15 protein-coding genes and 1 pseudogene are annotated in these 14,177 nt (G+C 70.8%); 4 read left to right on the top strand and 12 right to left on the bottom strand.

Annotation, left to right across the window (positions count from 1 at the left end; translation table 11 throughout):
* Positions 1-189: 189 nt before the first annotated feature.
* Together ABT130_RS34260 and ABT130_RS34255 are read right to left on the bottom strand one after the other, a co-directional pair.
* Positions 190-1,359 (bottom strand): MFS transporter, encoded by a 1,170-nt coding sequence (locus tag ABT130_RS34260; protein ID WP_350962571.1) that lies wholly within the window; start codon positions 1,357-1,359, stop codon positions 190-192.
* A 96-nt stretch (positions 1,360-1,455) separates the two neighbouring features.
* On the bottom strand, positions 1,456-2,214 hold the full coding sequence (locus tag ABT130_RS34255) for a DeoR/GlpR family DNA-binding transcription regulator (RefSeq protein WP_350929912.1): 759 nt from the start codon (positions 2,212-2,214) through the stop codon (positions 1,456-1,458).
* A gap of 57 nt (positions 2,215-2,271) precedes the next feature.
* On the opposite strand from ABT130_RS34255, the gene ABT130_RS34250 reads away from it, so the two are divergent.
* Positions 2,272-3,255 (top strand): helix-turn-helix transcriptional regulator, encoded by a 984-nt coding sequence (locus ABT130_RS34250; protein ID WP_350962568.1) that lies wholly within the window; start codon positions 2,272-2,274, stop codon positions 3,253-3,255.
* Positions 3,256-3,294: 39 nt separating this feature from the next.
* Here ABT130_RS34250 and ABT130_RS34245 read toward each other — a convergent pair whose 3' ends face one another.
* The 3 genes from ABT130_RS34245 to ABT130_RS34235 are packed head-to-tail and all read right to left on the bottom strand — an operon-like array spanning position 3,295 to position 6,565.
* Positions 3,295-4,071 carry an ABC transporter permease gene (locus ABT130_RS34245; protein WP_350962566.1) on the bottom strand — a complete coding sequence of 259 codons (777 nt, stop codon included), beginning with the start codon at positions 4,069-4,071 and terminating at the stop codon, positions 3,295-3,297.
* The gene (locus ABT130_RS34240) at positions 4,068-5,636 is read right to left on the bottom strand and encodes an ABC transporter permease subunit (protein ID WP_350962563.1); all 1,569 of its coding nucleotides are present in this window, start codon (positions 5,634-5,636) and stop codon (positions 4,068-4,070) included. Before ABT130_RS34240 ends, ABT130_RS34245 begins: the two co-directional genes overlap by 4 nt.
* Positions 5,633-6,565, bottom strand: a complete 933-nt coding sequence (locus ABT130_RS34235) for an ATP-binding cassette domain-containing protein (RefSeq protein WP_350962561.1) — start codon at positions 6,563-6,565, stop codon at positions 5,633-5,635. Before ABT130_RS34235 ends, ABT130_RS34240 begins: the two co-directional genes overlap by 4 nt.
* A 113-nt stretch (positions 6,566-6,678) precedes the next feature.
* Between ABT130_RS34235 and ABT130_RS34230 the strand changes: the two genes are divergently transcribed.
* Positions 6,679-7,974 (top strand): sensor histidine kinase, encoded by a 1,296-nt coding sequence (locus tag ABT130_RS34230; protein WP_350962559.1) that lies wholly within the window; start codon positions 6,679-6,681, stop codon positions 7,972-7,974.
* Positions 7,971-8,663 carry a response regulator gene (locus ABT130_RS34225; RefSeq protein ID WP_350962556.1) on the top strand — a complete coding sequence of 231 codons (693 nt, stop codon included), beginning with the start codon at positions 7,971-7,973 and terminating at the stop codon, positions 8,661-8,663. Before ABT130_RS34230 ends, ABT130_RS34225 begins: the two co-directional genes overlap by 4 nt.
* A gap of 108 nt (positions 8,664-8,771) precedes the next feature.
* Here the strand turns inward: ABT130_RS34225 and ABT130_RS34220 are convergent, their stop codons facing one another.
* Positions 8,772-9,176, bottom strand: a complete 405-nt coding sequence (locus ABT130_RS34220; RefSeq protein ID WP_350962554.1) for a DoxX family protein — start codon at positions 9,174-9,176, stop codon at positions 8,772-8,774.
* A 92-nt stretch (positions 9,177-9,268) separates the two neighbouring features.
* Here ABT130_RS34220 and ABT130_RS34215 point away from each other — a divergent pair, with 92 nt between their 5' ends.
* Complete coding sequence (locus ABT130_RS34215) at positions 9,269-9,646, top strand: winged helix-turn-helix transcriptional regulator (protein ID WP_350962551.1); 378 nt, start codon at positions 9,269-9,271, stop codon at positions 9,644-9,646.
* Here the strand turns inward: ABT130_RS34215 and ABT130_RS34210 are convergent.
* From ABT130_RS34210 to ABT130_RS34185, 6 genes and pseudogenes are all read right to left on the bottom strand, one after another.
* Positions 9,625-9,798 carry a hypothetical protein gene (locus ABT130_RS34210; protein WP_350962576.1) on the bottom strand — a complete coding sequence of 58 codons (174 nt, stop codon included), beginning with the start codon at positions 9,796-9,798 and terminating at the stop codon, positions 9,625-9,627. The two genes, ABT130_RS34215 and ABT130_RS34210, sit on opposite strands and share 22 nt — an antisense overlap.
* Positions 9,799-9,874: 76 nt before the next feature.
* Positions 9,875-10,135 (bottom strand): annotated as a pseudogene (locus ABT130_RS34205) (class I SAM-dependent methyltransferase); the annotation flags it as partial.
* Between the two features lie 143 nt (positions 10,136-10,278).
* Positions 10,279-11,589 carry an MFS transporter gene (locus tag ABT130_RS34200; RefSeq protein ID WP_350962549.1) on the bottom strand — a complete coding sequence of 437 codons (1,311 nt, stop codon included), beginning with the start codon at positions 11,587-11,589 and terminating at the stop codon, positions 10,279-10,281.
* 31 nt (positions 11,590-11,620) lie between these two features.
* On the bottom strand, positions 11,621-12,694 hold the full coding sequence (locus ABT130_RS34195) for a MerR family transcriptional regulator (protein ID WP_350962546.1): 1,074 nt from the start codon (positions 12,692-12,694) through the stop codon (positions 11,621-11,623).
* 254 nt (positions 12,695-12,948) lie between these two features.
* Positions 12,949-13,578 carry a hypothetical protein gene (locus ABT130_RS34190; protein WP_350962544.1) on the bottom strand — a complete coding sequence of 210 codons (630 nt, stop codon included), beginning with the start codon at positions 13,576-13,578 and terminating at the stop codon, positions 12,949-12,951.
* 84 nt (positions 13,579-13,662) lie between these two features.
* Positions 13,663-13,890 (bottom strand): DUF6529 family protein, encoded by a 228-nt coding sequence (locus tag ABT130_RS34185; protein ID WP_350929945.1) that lies wholly within the window; start codon positions 13,888-13,890, stop codon positions 13,663-13,665.
* Positions 13,891-14,177 lie beyond the last annotated feature (287 nt).

Below are 14,177 nucleotides of genomic sequence, written 5' to 3'. Positions count from 1 at the left end.
ACACACCCCAACCACCAACTCGAACCCCTTTTTTTTTTTTTTTTTCTTGTTTTTCCTGTGTTTTGACTTCCTGTTGGGGCCCGCGGCCCCCCGCCCCCCCGCCCCCCCCCGCCGGCCCCCCCCCGCGGCACCGTCCACCGGTGGCCTGGTGCGTCCGGGCGGCACTCCGGCCTCGCTCGCTATTTTGATCTACTTTGTAAAGGGCTTGGTTTTGAGCGCCCCCGCGGCCAGGGCCACGAAAAAGGCCAGCAGGGCGGGGATCGCCAGCGCACGAGGCAGGTCCATCAGCTCGGCGGCACCCCCGATCAGCACGGGGCCGGTGAGAAATCCCACGTAGCCCAGGCTCGACACCCGGGCCAGCGCCTGTCCGGCGCGAGCCGGGTCGCGGCGACCGGCCGCGGAGAAGACCTGGGGAACGATGCAGGACAGGCCTGCCCCGAAGCAGCCGAAACCGATCACCGCGGCGACCTGGTGGTCGGCCAGCAGGGCCAGTCCGAGCCCGGAGGCGGCCAGCGCACCGCACGCGCGCACCAGGTTCACCGGCCCCAGCCAGGCGGCCAGCCTGTCGCCGGCGAATCGGCCGGCGGTCATCATGACCGAGAAGGCGGCGTAGGCGGCCGCGGCGAACCCGTCGGAACTGCCAAGGCTCTCGCTCAGGTAGACGGAACTCCAGTCGGCCGTGGCTCCTTCTCCGATCATGCAGCAGAAGGCCAGGACACCCAGCAGCATCACCCCTCCCCCCTTGCCGGACGCCGGTTCCGTTCCCGAGGGGGCGGCCTGTGCGGTCGGGGGGAGCGCCCAGCGGGCCGCCCAGAGCGCGACCACGGCGATCACCGCGGCGACCACGGCGAACGTGGCTCCCGGGCTGAACGAAGCCTGGGCGAGCAGTCCTCCGGTGGTGGCACCGAGGAACCCGCCGATGCTGAACACCGCGTGGAAGGACGACATGATCGGCCGGCCCATGGCCTGCTCGACCTCGACGGCGCCTGCGTTCATCGCGACGTCCAGGGTGCCGTGCACCGCGCCGAAGACGAACAGCGCGACGGCCAGGCCGGCCAGGTTCGGCATGTAGGCGGGCAGGACCAGCACCACGCTCTGGGCGAAGGCCATCGGCAGCATCACCTTGGCGCTGCCGTAGCGATCGACCAGGCGGCCGACCACCTGCATGCCGGCGATCGCCCCGGCGGCGATGCCGAGCAGCGCGATGCTGAGCCCGCCCTCGCTCAGCTCCAGCCCCTGCTTGATCGATGGGATACGCGCCGTCCAGGTGCCGATGGCCATGCCGGAGAGCAGGAAGAGCAGGTAGATCGCCACCCGGCCGCGCAGCAGCGCGGTCCGGTCGAAGGGGATGACGTGCATGGGGGAGGGCTCCAGTCAAGTGGTGCGGATCAGACCAGACGGTTCGGGCCGCGGGCTTTGGGGCGGGCCGTGGAGCAGGGGCTCCGGCCGGGCGGGTCAGACGGCGCGGACGGCGACGCCTGCCGCGATCATGGCGTCGTGCTCGGCGGGGGGAAGCGCGGTGTCGGTGACGACCATGTCGAGGCGGTCCAGCGGACAGACCGCGCCGAACGCGGTGCGGGTGAACTTGCCGGAGTCGGTGGCCGCGACCACGCGCCTGGCGGAGGCGATCGCGGCCTGCTTGACGGCGACGTCGGACAGGTCGTGGGCGGTGAGGCCATGTTCGGCGGACAGGCCGCAGCAGCCGATGACCGCGGTGTCGAAGCGCAGGGAGCGGATGGCGCTCTCGGTCAACGGGCCGGTGAAGCTCAGCTCACCGGGGCGGACCTCCCCGCCGGGCAGCACCAGGCGGATCCGGGGGGCGGTGCTGAGCTCGGCGGTGACCTGCAGGCAGAGCGGCAGGACCGTCAGGCGGCGGTCACGGATCGCGCGGGCGATCTCCAGGGAAGTGGTGCCGCTGTCGAGCAGCACGGCCTCGCCGTCGGCGAGCAGGGCCGCGACCTCGCTCGCGATCCGCCGCTTGGCCTCTGTCGCCTCGCGTTCGCGGACCACGAAGGGCGGTTCCTCCCCGCGCAGCAGCAGGCTCACCGCGCCGCCGCGGACCCGCCTGACCACACCCTGCTGGGCGAGCTCGTCGAGGTCGCGGCGGATGGTCATCTCCGAGACCGCGTGCTCGACCGCCAGCTCCGCGACGGAGACGGCGTCGCTGGCGCGCAGCGCCGACATGATCGCGCGAATACGATTGTTACCTTCCACATGTTCATTTGAACATGGAGTGTGTGAGGTTGGCAAACGTGCGGAACAATGGCCGCCATGCGCGCGAGTCGTCTGCTCTCCCTCCTGCTGCTCCTGCAGACGCGGGGGCAGCTGACGGCCACCGAACTGGCCAGGGAGCTGGAGGTCTCCGTCCGCACGGTCTACCGCGACGTCGAGGCGCTGTCGTCGGCCGGGGTGCCGGTCTACGCCGACCGCGGGCCCGCCGGTGGATATCGCCTGCTGGACGGCTACCGCACCCGCCTCAACGGCCTGACCGCCGAGGAGGCCTCCTCACTGTTCCTGGCGGCGCTGCCCGGCCCCGCCGCCGAACTGGGACTGGCCGAGGTCGCGGCGAACGCCGAGCTGAAGATGCTCGCCGCACTGCCCCCCGAGCCGCGCTTCCACGCCGCCAGGATGCGCGAGCGCTTCCACCTGGACGTGCCCGGCTGGTATCGCGACGCCGACGCGGCTCCCTTCCTGGGAGAGGTCGCCGAGGCGGTGTGGGAGCAGCGCCCGCTGCGCATGACCTACCGCCGCTGGGGCCCCCGCGACGTCGAGCGCCTGGCACACCCGTACGGCCTGGTCCTCAAGGGCGGGTCGTGGTACATGGTGGCCACCGCCGGTGAGGGGGAGCCGCGCACCTACAAGGTGGCGCGGATCGTGAGCGCCGAGCTCCTGGCCGGGCGCTTCGAGCGCCCCGCCGACTTCGATCTGCCCACCTTCTGGCAGCGCTATGCGGCCGACTTCCGCGAGCGGATGTACACCGGTGAGGCGCTGGTGCGGATGGCGCCCGGCACCGAGGGGATGCTGCGCCACACGGTGGGCGCCGAGGTCGCCGAGGCCGCGCTCGCCGCCGCGGGCCCGCCCGACGAGCGCGGCTGGGTGGTGCTGCGCCTGCCGACCGAGTCCGTCAGGCACGCCCACTGGCTGCTGCTGCGCCTGGGGGCGGACATCGAGGTGCTGGAGCCGCCCGAGTTGCGCGAGCGGATGGCCGCCACCGTCGCCGACCTGGCCACGCTTTACGGCACGAGTCCCGGCTGAACGTTCGCCTGACCGGCCGGGCGCTGCCGGGAGGTGCGCTCACGCGTCGCGCAGCCGCAGCGCCAGGCCGCCGCCCAGGAGCGCCGCGGCGGCCCAGGCGGCGAGCACGCCGAGGCCCGCCCACGGGGCCAGGGGCAGAGCGGAGAGGTTGGTGGTCGACTGGATGGCGAGCCCCGCGTTCATCGGCGAGAGCCGCCACAGGAACCGCTGCCAGTCCGGGTCGCTGATCATGAAGGGAAGCACCGAGAGAACGTAGAGCAGGCCGAACACGACGCCGATGGCGGCGGCGGAGTCCCGTACGGCGGTGGCGACGCCGAGGCTGAGCAAGGCGATCAGCGCGAGATAGAGGACCGAGCCGGCGGCCGCGCGCAGCGTCGGCCCGTCGGCCAGCGACAGCGGCGGGTGGCCGTGCGCGGGGGTGAAGCCGTTGCCGGGCAGGATGAGCCGCCCGCCCAGTACGGACACGAGCACGGCAACGGTCCCGGCGGCCGTCGTCAGGCCGGTAAGGATGGCGGCCTTGGCGGCCAGGACGTGGCTGCGGCGCGGCATCGCCGCGAGGGTGGTGCGGATCATCCCGCCGCCGTACTCGCCGCTGATCGCCAGGACGGCCAGGATGGCGACGGCGGCCTGACCCACCTGGACCCCCATGAGGCTGAGCTTGGGGACGTCGTGATCACATCCCACCGGCCGGCAGGAGACGGTCGCGGCCGCCGCGGCGCTCACGGCCGCGGTCAGCACGATGACCGCGAGCAGCAGCCGGCCGGTGCCCGGTATGGTGCGCAGTTTGGTCCATTCGGCGCGCAGCGTTCGTCTCATGCGTCCCTCCGGCGCAGTCGGAGGACGGCCAGGCCGAGGGCGAGCACCGCGTAGCCGCCCAGCACGGCGAGCCCGGCCCATGGCTCCAGCGGGTAGTAGCCGCCCTGCGGGCTGTGGTGGCCGAGCACATGCGCGTACTCCGGGATGCTCTGCTGGATCGCGAAGCCGGCCGCCGGGGTGAGCCGCAGGAGCCACTGCGCCACCCCCACGGGCAGGACGGAGGCGGTCGCGAGGATATGGGGCACGACGATGGCCACGATGGCGGCGGTGACCGCCGCGGCGCTGTGCCGGAACAGGGCGCCGAGAGCGAGTGCGAAGACGGCGGCGGCGGCGAGCAGTGCCGCGATGCCGGCCACGACGCGGAGCTCGGTGAGCGTGCTCACCGGAAGCACGGGGTTGCCGTCCGCGCGCAGGATCCGTGTGCCGACGGGGACGACCGTGCCGGCGGCGGCCAGCCCGGCGACGAAGGTCACCGTGCCGATCACCACGGCCTTGGCGGTCAGGACCCGGCCGCGCCGTGGGCTGGCGAGCAGGGTGATGTGGATCAGGCCACGCCGGTATTCGGCGGTGATGAACAGCACGGCCACCACGATCACCACGATCAGCCCGGCCAGCACGCCGGACAGGGTGGTCTCGATGCTCAGGCCTTCCGTGCTCGGCGCGATGTCACCGGATCCGGTCACGGTGAACGTGCCACCGGACTCGACGACCCCGCTCGGCCGGTGGTAGCGCTCCCAGTCGGTCTTTCCGGCGCCTCCCACATTGTCGCGGCTCCACTCGCCGCGGGGCGTCGCCCCCTCCAGGCTGACCTGGTCGAAGACAGCGGTGGCCTGGGTGAAGCGAACCTGCTGGATGCTGCCGCCGAGATCGGCCTGCCGCACCGTCAGATCGCCCGGGGAGGTGACGAAGAGCCCGACCCGCACCGTGGCCGGCAGTCCGGTCAGGCGAGCCGTGCCGACCGTGGTCCACTGCCTGCCGTCGGCCGACTCGTAGCCGGTGAGCGTGTCGCCGGAGCGGGTCAGCCGCAGCCAGCGCGGGGACGCCGCGGAAACGCCGCCGGGCCGGCCGGCGGCGTCCCGGGTGAAGTTGTGCTGCATGCGCACTCCGTGGCTGCCGGTGACCATCACCGCCGCATAGGCGGAGCCCCGCCGGATGCCGTCCTTGATGATGATCCCGGCCTTCGCCCAGGGCACGACACCGGAGACGATCTTGTCGTGGTCGGGCGGGGGATAGGTGATGATGCCGCTCAGCGAGGTCACCCGGACGGTGATGCCGCCGTCTCCGGACAACGGCCGGTGCGCGAAGGAGAACGTGTCGTCCACCGCCTCGCCGTCCGGGCCCACCGGGAGGGCGGGGCAGACATCGCTCGCACCGCCGCAGGATGTGTGGCTGCCTGTGGCGGTGAGCAGTCCGAGCAGCACGATGACCAGCGCCGCGACCACCATGCCGATCAGCTGGCCGCGGACCGTACGGAACTTGGTCCACTCCGCGCGCAGCAGTTGGGCGAAGCCACCGCGCCCGGCCTGCGGGTCCGAGCGGTACGGGGTGACGGTGCCGGTGGTCATCGCGTGGCCTCCTGTCCCAGGGAGGCGCGGAACTCCACCTCGTCCCGGGTCAGGTCCAGGTACGCCTCCTCCAGCGTCGCGCGGTGGGCCGTCACCTCGGAGAACGGCACCGCGTGCTGACCGAGAAGCGCCACGACGCGCGTCGCCTCCAGCCCGGAGACGGTGAGCGTGTCGCGCTCGGTGGCGGCCACGGTGGCGCCGGCGCGCGCCAGCACCTCCATCGCCTCCGCCCGCGCCGTGGTGCGCAGCGCGACCTGGCCGCGCGACGCGGCCGCGATCAGCTCGGCCACGCCGGTGTCCGCGACGACCCGCCCCCGGCCCACCACCACGAGATGACCGGCGGTGTCCTGCAACTCGCTCATCAGGTGGCTGGAGACCAGGACGGCGCGGCCCTGCTCGGCCAGCGACCGCAGGAAGCCGCGAATCCACACGACGCCTTCGGGGTCGAGGCCGTTGACCGGCTCGTCGAGCATCAGCACCGGCGGGTCGCCGAGCAGCGCCGCGGCGATCCCGAGCCGCTGCCGCATGCCCAGCGAGTAGCCGCCCGCCTTGCGCCTGGCCGCCGATTCCAGCCCCACCAGCCCGATCACCTCGTCGACCCGCCTGGCGGACAGTCCCTGGGAGTGGGCCAGCCACAGCAGGTGGTTGCGCCCGGTACGGCTCGGCTGCGGCGCGGCGGCGTCCAGCAGCGCCCCGACGCGGCACAGCGGCCGGCGCAGGCTCCGGTAGGGCCGCCCGCCGACCAGCGCGTAGCCCTCGTCGGCCGCGTCCAGGCCGAGGATCACCCGCATCGTGGTGGACTTGCCCGCCCCGTTGGGGCCGACGAAACCGGTGACCTGCCCCGGTTTGACGGTGAAGGACATCCCGTCCAGCGCCGTGGTCCGGCCGAAGCGCTTGCGCAGCCCGGCGATTTCGATGGTTGCTCGCATGCCAGGCAGACTAGGCAGCGGCGGGGACGCGGTCGTCACGCCGCGGAGCCATCTTCGCCGTCACGGGCAGGAGCGATACGGCATCCCTCACGTGAGGGATGCCAGAACGTCAGATGACCACGACAATGGCCTTCGTGCACCCAGCGGACGACCGGATCGGCGGATGGGCCGCCGGTCGGCGGCGGATCGCCGCGACCCGGCACGCGCCTGTCGCGGCCGGCGCGCTGCTGGCGGTGCTCGCGCTGGCCGAGTCGATCGCGCACGCCCGCGACACACCGCTGGCGAAGGCGTTCGGCCGTGCCGTCACCACACCGGTGGGCGAGTCGATCGTGCACGGCGGGGGTGCGCCGCCGGTCGAAGGCGGCAACCCCGCTCTGTATCTCGTGGTGTTCGGCCTGCTCGGCCTGGCCACCACGCTGCCCGTCGCGCTGCTGTGGACGCAGCCGGCCGTGGCCGCGGTGGTCGTCTCCGCGACGGTCATGTTGTCGCCGGTGGCCTTTCACACGCTGACCGTGGCGGGTGTGGCCGCACAGCTGATCTGCGGATACCGGCTCGGCCGCACCGGCTCGCAGCGGCTGGCCGTCCTTCTCGCGGCACCGTTCCCCATCCTGGCGCTTGCCGTTCCCGCGGGCGGCGAGGTGGGGGTTCTCATCCTGTTGGCGGCCTGCCTGGCTCCGGCGGCGGCCCTGGCCGGGATCGCACGGCGAGCCCGCGCTGAGGCCCTGGAGAACGGCGCGGCCCGGCAGGTCATCGCCGACACCCTGCTGGAGCACACCGCGCGCGGCGAGCGCGCTCGCATCGCCCGCGAGCTGCACGATGTCGTCGCCCACCACATTTCCATGGTCGCCGTGCAGGCGGAGACGGCCCGGCTGGCCGTGCCCGGGATGCCGGCCGCCGGTGCGGAACGATTGTCGGCCATCGGGGACACCGCCCGGGCGGCGCTGACCGAGATGCGGCGACTGCTCGGCGTGCTACGCGAGGACGCCGAGGCGGACGCGGCGGACCGGCGGCCCCAGCCGGGCCTGCGCCTGGCCGAGCTCAACGAGCTGCTCGACCAGGCGCGGCAGGCGTCAGGCACGGGTGTCCGCCTCATCCTGCGCGGTCCGCCGGTCACGCTCGACCCAGGTGTCGAGCTCGCCGCCCACCGCATCGTCCAGGAGGCCCTCACCAACGCCCGGCGGCACGCGCCGGGCGCCGCCGTCGACGTGGAGCTGCACTACGGTGGCGATGCCCTGCGCCTGCTCATCCGCGACAACGGACCCGGCCCCCGTGCCTCGGTGCCTGTCGGCGGTCACGGGCTGTCCGGCATGCGGGAACGTGCCACAGCCGTCGGGGGTGAGCTGCGCACCGGCCCCGCCGCAGGCGGTGGCTTCCTCGTCGAGGCGCGCCTGCCCGGGGCGGCCGGATGACCGGCAGGCCACCGCTGGTTCGCGTCGTCGTCGCCGACGACCACCTGGTCGTCCGCACCGGCTTCGCCGAACTGCTCAACACCCAGCCCGACCTCGAGGTCGTCGGCACCGCCCGCGACGGGGCCGAGGCGGTACGGGTCTGCCGCGAGCTGTCGCCCGACGTCGTCCTGATGGACGTCCGCATGCCGGGGATGGACGGCATCGAGGCCACCAGGCGGCTCGCCGGCGGGCCACGCGTCCTTATTCTGACGACCTTCGACCTGGACGAGTACGTCTACGACGCGCTGCGTGCCGGAGCGAGCGGATTCCTGCTCAAGGACGTCACCGCCGAGCGGCTCTTCGACGCGGTACGGGTCATCGCCGCAGGCGAGGCGCTCCTGGCTCCGGCGGTCACCCGCCGCCTCATCAGCGAGTTCGCCCTGCTGCCCCCGAAGCCCGACGCCGTCTCCATGGCCGCGCTCGCCGCGCTCACCCCTCGTGAGACGCAGGTCCTGCGGCTGGTCGCGGAAGGCCTGTCCAATCCGGAGATAGCAAGCCGGTTGACGGTCACGGAGGAGACCGTCAAGACGCATGTGAGCCGGGTGCTGAACAAGCTCGGGCTACGCGACAGGACACAGGCGGTCGTCACGGCGTACGAGACAGGACTGGTCGTGCCGCGCTCCCGCGGGCCGATCACCCGAGGCGGCTGAACCGAGAGCACCCGACCACGGCGAGATGTCCTCTGCCGCTGTCGCCGGGCCGCAGGTCAACATGGAGCGCCCCGGAGCGAGGCGAGGGCACGACGTCGGGCAGAGGGTTCAGAGCCAGATGGCGCCGAGCCAGGCGGTTGCCGCGGCGGCTGCCAGGAGGGCGATGTTGAGTCCGATCTGCCGGACCTCGCCGCGGCTCAGGTGGACCGCGATGCCGCCTATCTGGATCAGGACGAGGCCGATCGCCGCGGCGATGGCGAGCCAGGGCGCGATCCCGGTCAGTGGCGGCAGGATCAGGCCGGCCGCGCCGAGGACTTCCAGGACTCCGATCAAGCGGACGAGCGGCATGGGAACGGTGTCGACCCAGCCCATCATCGGCTGAAGCTGCTCCTGGCTTTGGGTGATCTTCTTGCCGCCGGCGTAGAGGTAGAAGACGGCCAGGAGTGCCGCGACGATCCAGTAGGGAATCTCCATGAAGGACACCTCGGGGGCTAGTGACGCGGCGCTGGCCACGATGGTTACCAGTCGTAAGTAGCTTCATGATGCGTCACTATTGAAAGCCTTACAAAAGGCACATGCATGTGCGTTACACACAGAGGGCTGTCATGTCGGAGTACGAGCACACCTGCATGATCCGAGGAGATGGCGGACGGACGATCCGCGCCATCCTCGACCGCATCTGCAACAAGTGGACGCTGCTGATCGTGGCGACCCTCGATCAGGGAAGCCTGCGCTTCACCGGCCTGCACCAGCAGATCCCCGGGATCTCCCAGCGCATGCTGACCCTGACGCTCCGGAACCTCGAACGCGACGGCCTGGTCTCCCGGACGGTGCACGCCGAGGTCCCGCCACGGGTCGAATACGCACTGACCCCCACCGGCAAGAGCCTCATTCCACCCGCATTGGCCCTCGCCGGCTGGGCCATCGAGCACGTCCCGCACATCGAGACCAGCCGAGAGGCCTACCAGACCCGAAACCAATGACCCGATGCCCCGCCTCCGGCTACTTCGCCCCTGGTGCGCCGATCTTCAACGGCGCCTCGGGCCAGATCTCGCTTGTAGTTCTCGACCACGTTGAGGCCGGCGCTGATCTCGCGGTCGCGCAGGTAGCGGACGAGGAGAACGAGCTCGACCATGGCCGCATAGGCGGAGTGGGTGACGTCCTTGGTGAGGCAAGCGCACCGGGCACCCGCGCCGTACCCACCGCGACCAGCGTGGAAGCGGGAAGTACCGGACGGATACCAGGTCGAATGCGCCGGCCGGTGGTGGCATGGTGGTCAGGTCGGCGCGTTGCAGGGCGGTCCGGGAGATGTCGACCGCGGTGACCAGCCATCCGTGTCGGGCATCGCAGCCCACGTCGAGCGCTTTCCCCGGCGGCAGGCCGGTGACTTCGGTGACAGGCACCCCGTTGGGTGCGCCGCTGAAGACCTGGTCGCGGCTGCCATACATCTCGTCCCAGAACCGTGCGTCCATTGTCCTTGCCTTGGTGGTGGGGCCGGTCGCCCAACCCACCCGGGCGAGGGCATCGGTAACCGACATGGTCGCCGCCTGCGGTCTGACGTTCAGCGGTACCCGGCCCGGTGCTCACCCGCCGACGACATCCGGGCCGGTTCTCATCAGCGATCTGTTTTTGGGGCGGCATAGTGCCACAGCTGAGGTGCCATCCACACGATCATGGCGACGGTCATCACGGTGAGCAGCCCGCCAACGCAGATCGTCACCTGGGGGCCGTATACCACCGCGGCGGTCCCGTGCAGCAGGTTGGCGATCTGCGGGCCCCCGATGAGGACGACGGTGAGTGATCCTTGAATCCGGCCGCGCATGGCGTCGTCGGTATACGCCTGTGAGATGGCGTTGCGGAAGGTACTGAGCACGAAGTTCGCCGCACCGCCGAACATGAGCGCCGCCAGCGCGAGCCAGAGTCGCGGAGCCAGGCCAAGGATCACGACGGTTACTCCCCAGACGGCGGCAGCCGATGCCATCAGGGCACCGTGGCGACGGGCGCGCGTGAGCCTTCCCGACATCAGCCCGGCCGCGAAGACGCCGGCCGGGTAGGCGGCGTAAAGCAGGCCCAGCTCCAGGCCTCCTCCCGCGGGCCCGCCGTAGGTGCGTTGCGCCAGTTCCGGAAAAAGCGCTACCGGCATCCCGAAGACCATCGCAGCAAGATCTACCGCCAGCACGGCTACGAGCACCCGGCCGGCAAGCAGGTAGCGGAACCCGGCGAGCAGCTGTCCAAGCGTGGACCGATGCCGGTCACGCTGTGCCGGCGCATCGTCCGTTGCTGCTTTTGATATCCCATCGGGCGATCCGTCACGTGACACCGGGTGAGGGCTGGGCAAGATAGGCGGCAACTTGGCCACCGCCCACACGACGGCCAGCAGCGCAACGGCGTCGAACAGGTAAAGCGTGCCGAGCCCGACCACCGGAATCAGCACGCCTGCCAGTAACGGGCCCATGATCGACCCGGTGTAGCGGACGAGCGAACTGAGACCGTTCGCCGCGGGCAGCAGGCCGACGGGTACGAGGCGGGGCACCGCTGCACCCATCGTCACCATGATCGCCCCGAAGGTCAGTCCTTGGCATGCCACCAATACCAACAGGACGGCGACAGAGCGGCCTCCCAGGGCGGCCTGAGCCCACAGCGCCGCGTAGGTCAGCGCAAGGCCACAGTGAGCGGCCAGCAGCAGCCGTCGCCGGTCCATGAGGTCGGCGAGGGTTCCGACCCACAGCGACGCGATCACCAAAGCACCGAATGACACTGCGGCCGCGGCGCCGACGGTCGCGGACGAGCCGGTCAAGGTGAACAGCTGCGCCGGCACCGTGACCACGCTGAATGAGCCACCGACCGCGCAGGTGGCCGAGGCGACCCACAACCGCCGGTAGGCGGGGATCGCCAGGGGACGCCGGTCGAGCGTGTACGCGCCCAAGGAGCGTACAGCCGACGCGCTCACCTTCCACTCACAGCGTCACCACATCAGCCACCACGCAAGCGATGTTGTCCGGGGCGCCCGCGTCGTATGCCAGCCTGACCAGCTCATCGAGGACCTGCTCAGGGGCGCCCGTGCCGCTCAGTACGCCGCGCAGTGACTCTGTCGCAACGACGGTGGCCAGCCCGTCGGAGCACAGCAAGTAGCGGTCGCCGGCCACGGCCGTATGCAGCGACAGGTCAGGCTGGGACCCGCCTGTGCCCGTGAGTGCACGGACCAGCAATGAGCGTTGCGGATGCGAGACGGCCTCCTCTGGGCTGAGGCGGCCTTCGTCGACCAGCGACTGCACGTAGGTGTGGTCGTGGGTGATCTGGAAGATCTCGCCGTCGCGCAGCAGATACGCTCGTGTGTCACCGATGTGCACCAGCGCCAGCTGGGAGCCAGACCACAGCATCGCGGTCAGCGTCGTGACCGCCTCACCGGACAGTGCCGACTCGGCAATGCCCCGAATCGCCCGGTCGGCCTGCCCAACCGCATCGGCGAGCGCGCCGAGAAGGTCACCGGCAGGTACGGCCTTCGCCTCCAACGGCTTGAGCGCGTCGATGGCCGCCACGCTTGCGAGATTCCCACCCGGCCCGCGCATTCCATCGGCCACCGCCAGCAACCGAGCGCCGGCGTAGGCGACGTCCTCATTGCTCGTGCGGACCAGCCCCGACTCCGATCGTGCCGCGTAGCGGATCCCGATCATGGTTTCTGCGTCTTCCATGGCGCCACCCCTTCCTGACAGGTAGTCGATGAGGAAGGTGGCGAGTTGTTCGCGTACAGCGGTGTCGGCCATGACCTGTGCCCAATAGTCGGCGACCTGCTCGGCCGCCGCATGCGGTTCCAGGTCGCATACCTGGCGGATGCGGGCCAGTGGCATGCCCAGCCGCCGCAACCACGCGATCAACCGGGCCCGCTCCAACTGCGTCGGATCGTAGAAGCGGTACCCCGACTCCCCGTCCACTGCAGCCGGCCGGAGCAACCCGAGCTCGTCGTACAGCCGTAACGCCTTCGGCGACAAGCGCGTAGCCCGGGCGAACACCCCGATCGTCAGTAACCCCACACCCAACCCTCCTCGCACCGGCCAGGACGACCGGCACCACGATGCTGCGCCTTCACCCAAGGGCAAGGTCCACCCCTCACCGTCGGCGAGGCCACGAACAGGGCAATGCGTCATCAGTATGATCAGTGAGACGGGAGCCCGGTTGGCCCTCTCATCCGACTTGAGGCAGCGCAGGTACGAGGCATGGCTCCATGTCGGGGCCGGCCGCGCTGACGTTGAACGCCGCCGAGCCGGATCGGCAGGGTGCCCGAGGGTTACGGCTCCTCGCCGTGAGCGCGGCGGCGGCCTTCGTCGAAGAACTCGTAGATGGCTTCGGCGTGCGGCAGTTGGGTGAGTGGGCGGGCGGCGCCGAAGGAGGTGTTCCAGAACTGGCCGGTTCGTGGCTGCCCGGGGCCGACGTAGGCGTACGGCTCGGGTATGTGCCTGTCACCCGGCGAGACGCCGTAGTTGACCTCGTCCAGGGTGACGCCGATGTCGAAATGCTCCGGCCAGAGCACCGGCGTCATACCGGGAGCAAGCCTGCGCAGGGCCGCATCACCGTCGCCGAGGGCGCGGGCGATCACCATTGCCGCCTGCGGATCGACATGTACGCGGTCGCCGGCCGTGACCCCGGAGCCCTCGGAGTACAGGCCCTCGGGGGCGCCGGCTACGATCCCGGCGGCAGCCGCGAGTTCGGCGTAGGTCACCCCGGTCAGCTTCCTGAGCGGTCGGCCGCTGGTGAGCAGCAGGTCTCCGTTGACGGCCACGTCGGGGTGCTTGGTGGTGGCGAAGCCGCCGGGGACGGCCCGGAGCCTGATGGTGCCGCTTTGGCGGTACTGCGGCCCGGCCAGTACGAGTTCGGCCACTCCATGCAGGCTCTGCCTGGTCAGGACCAGTGTCGTCATGTCCACCGGCGTCTCCTCCCACGTCGTGTAACCCCGAAAACCCGGCCATGTACGGTCGAGTACCTCGTGCTCTGTGGGGGACTGCTAGGGCTGGGTCAACTGCCAGAGGGCCGCTGAGGACCACAGGATCGCGATGAGGGTGACCAGGGTGCCACCGGCGAGTGGCAACGCCCAGGTGGGTAGGCGCCGGCTGCGGACGAGGAGTACCTTCGCGGCGAATGCGCCGTAGAAGAGGCAGCCCGCGAGGGAGTGCAGGGCGACCCGGGGGCTGTGCGTCTCCACTCCGTAAGCGGTGATGCGGTGGTAGGCGATTTCTCGGCTGTCGGCGCCGCCGCAACAGCCCGCTCAACGTAGTTCAACTAGTCATGTCCCGCCTTCGCGGTGTCCCCGGCGTCAATCTCCCGAAAACCGGGGAATGCCAGGTTTTGCTGTGCTCTGAAATTCGCGGGATTATGTTACTGAGAAATACCTGGGGTTATCGCCCCGCCGGGTTTCGTCGCCCGTCAATTCATGCGTAGGCGCCGACGGTGCGATCCAGCCGGCCGCAGGTGGCCTCTATTCGGTACCGGAAACTCGCGCGGGATACCAGTTCACCCGCC

This window comes from Streptosporangium sp. NPDC001681, assembly GCF_040298085.1.
Taxonomy (GTDB): domain Bacteria; phylum Actinomycetota; class Actinomycetes; order Streptosporangiales; family Streptosporangiaceae; genus Streptosporangium.
The sequence above is the reverse complement of the archived record's forward strand: the minus strand, read 5'-3'. Positions and strand labels throughout refer to the sequence as shown.

Excerpts from the sequence above, each read along its gene's own strand:
- ABT130_RS34260 (WP_350962571.1), bottom strand. The coding sequence starts at position 1,359 with ATGCACGTCATCCCCTTCGACCGGACCGCGCTGCTGCGCGGCCGGGTG.
- ABT130_RS34190 (WP_350962544.1), bottom strand. The coding sequence starts at position 13,578 with ATGACGACACTGGTCCTGACCAGGCAGAGCCTGCATGGAGTGGCCGAA.
- ABT130_RS34245 (WP_350962566.1), bottom strand. The coding sequence starts at position 4,071 with ATGAGACGAACGCTGCGCGCCGAATGGACCAAACTGCGCACCATACCG.
- ABT130_RS34230 (WP_350962559.1), top strand. The coding sequence starts at position 6,679 with ATGACCACGACAATGGCCTTCGTGCACCCAGCGGACGACCGGATCGGC.
- ABT130_RS34225 (WP_350962556.1), top strand. The coding sequence starts at position 7,971 with ATGACCGGCAGGCCACCGCTGGTTCGCGTCGTCGTCGCCGACGACCAC.
- ABT130_RS34210 (WP_350962576.1), bottom strand. The coding sequence starts at position 9,798 with ATGGTCGAGCTCGTTCTCCTCGTCCGCTACCTGCGCGACCGCGAGATC.
- ABT130_RS34235 (WP_350962561.1), bottom strand. The coding sequence starts at position 6,565 with ATGCGAGCAACCATCGAAATCGCCGGGCTGCGCAAGCGCTTCGGCCGG.
- ABT130_RS34240 (WP_350962563.1), bottom strand. The coding sequence starts at position 5,636 with ATGACCACCGGCACCGTCACCCCGTACCGCTCGGACCCGCAGGCCGGG.
- ABT130_RS34215 (WP_350962551.1), top strand. The coding sequence starts at position 9,269 with ATGTCGGAGTACGAGCACACCTGCATGATCCGAGGAGATGGCGGACGG.
- ABT130_RS34250 (WP_350962568.1), top strand. The coding sequence starts at position 2,272 with ATGCGCGCGAGTCGTCTGCTCTCCCTCCTGCTGCTCCTGCAGACGCGG.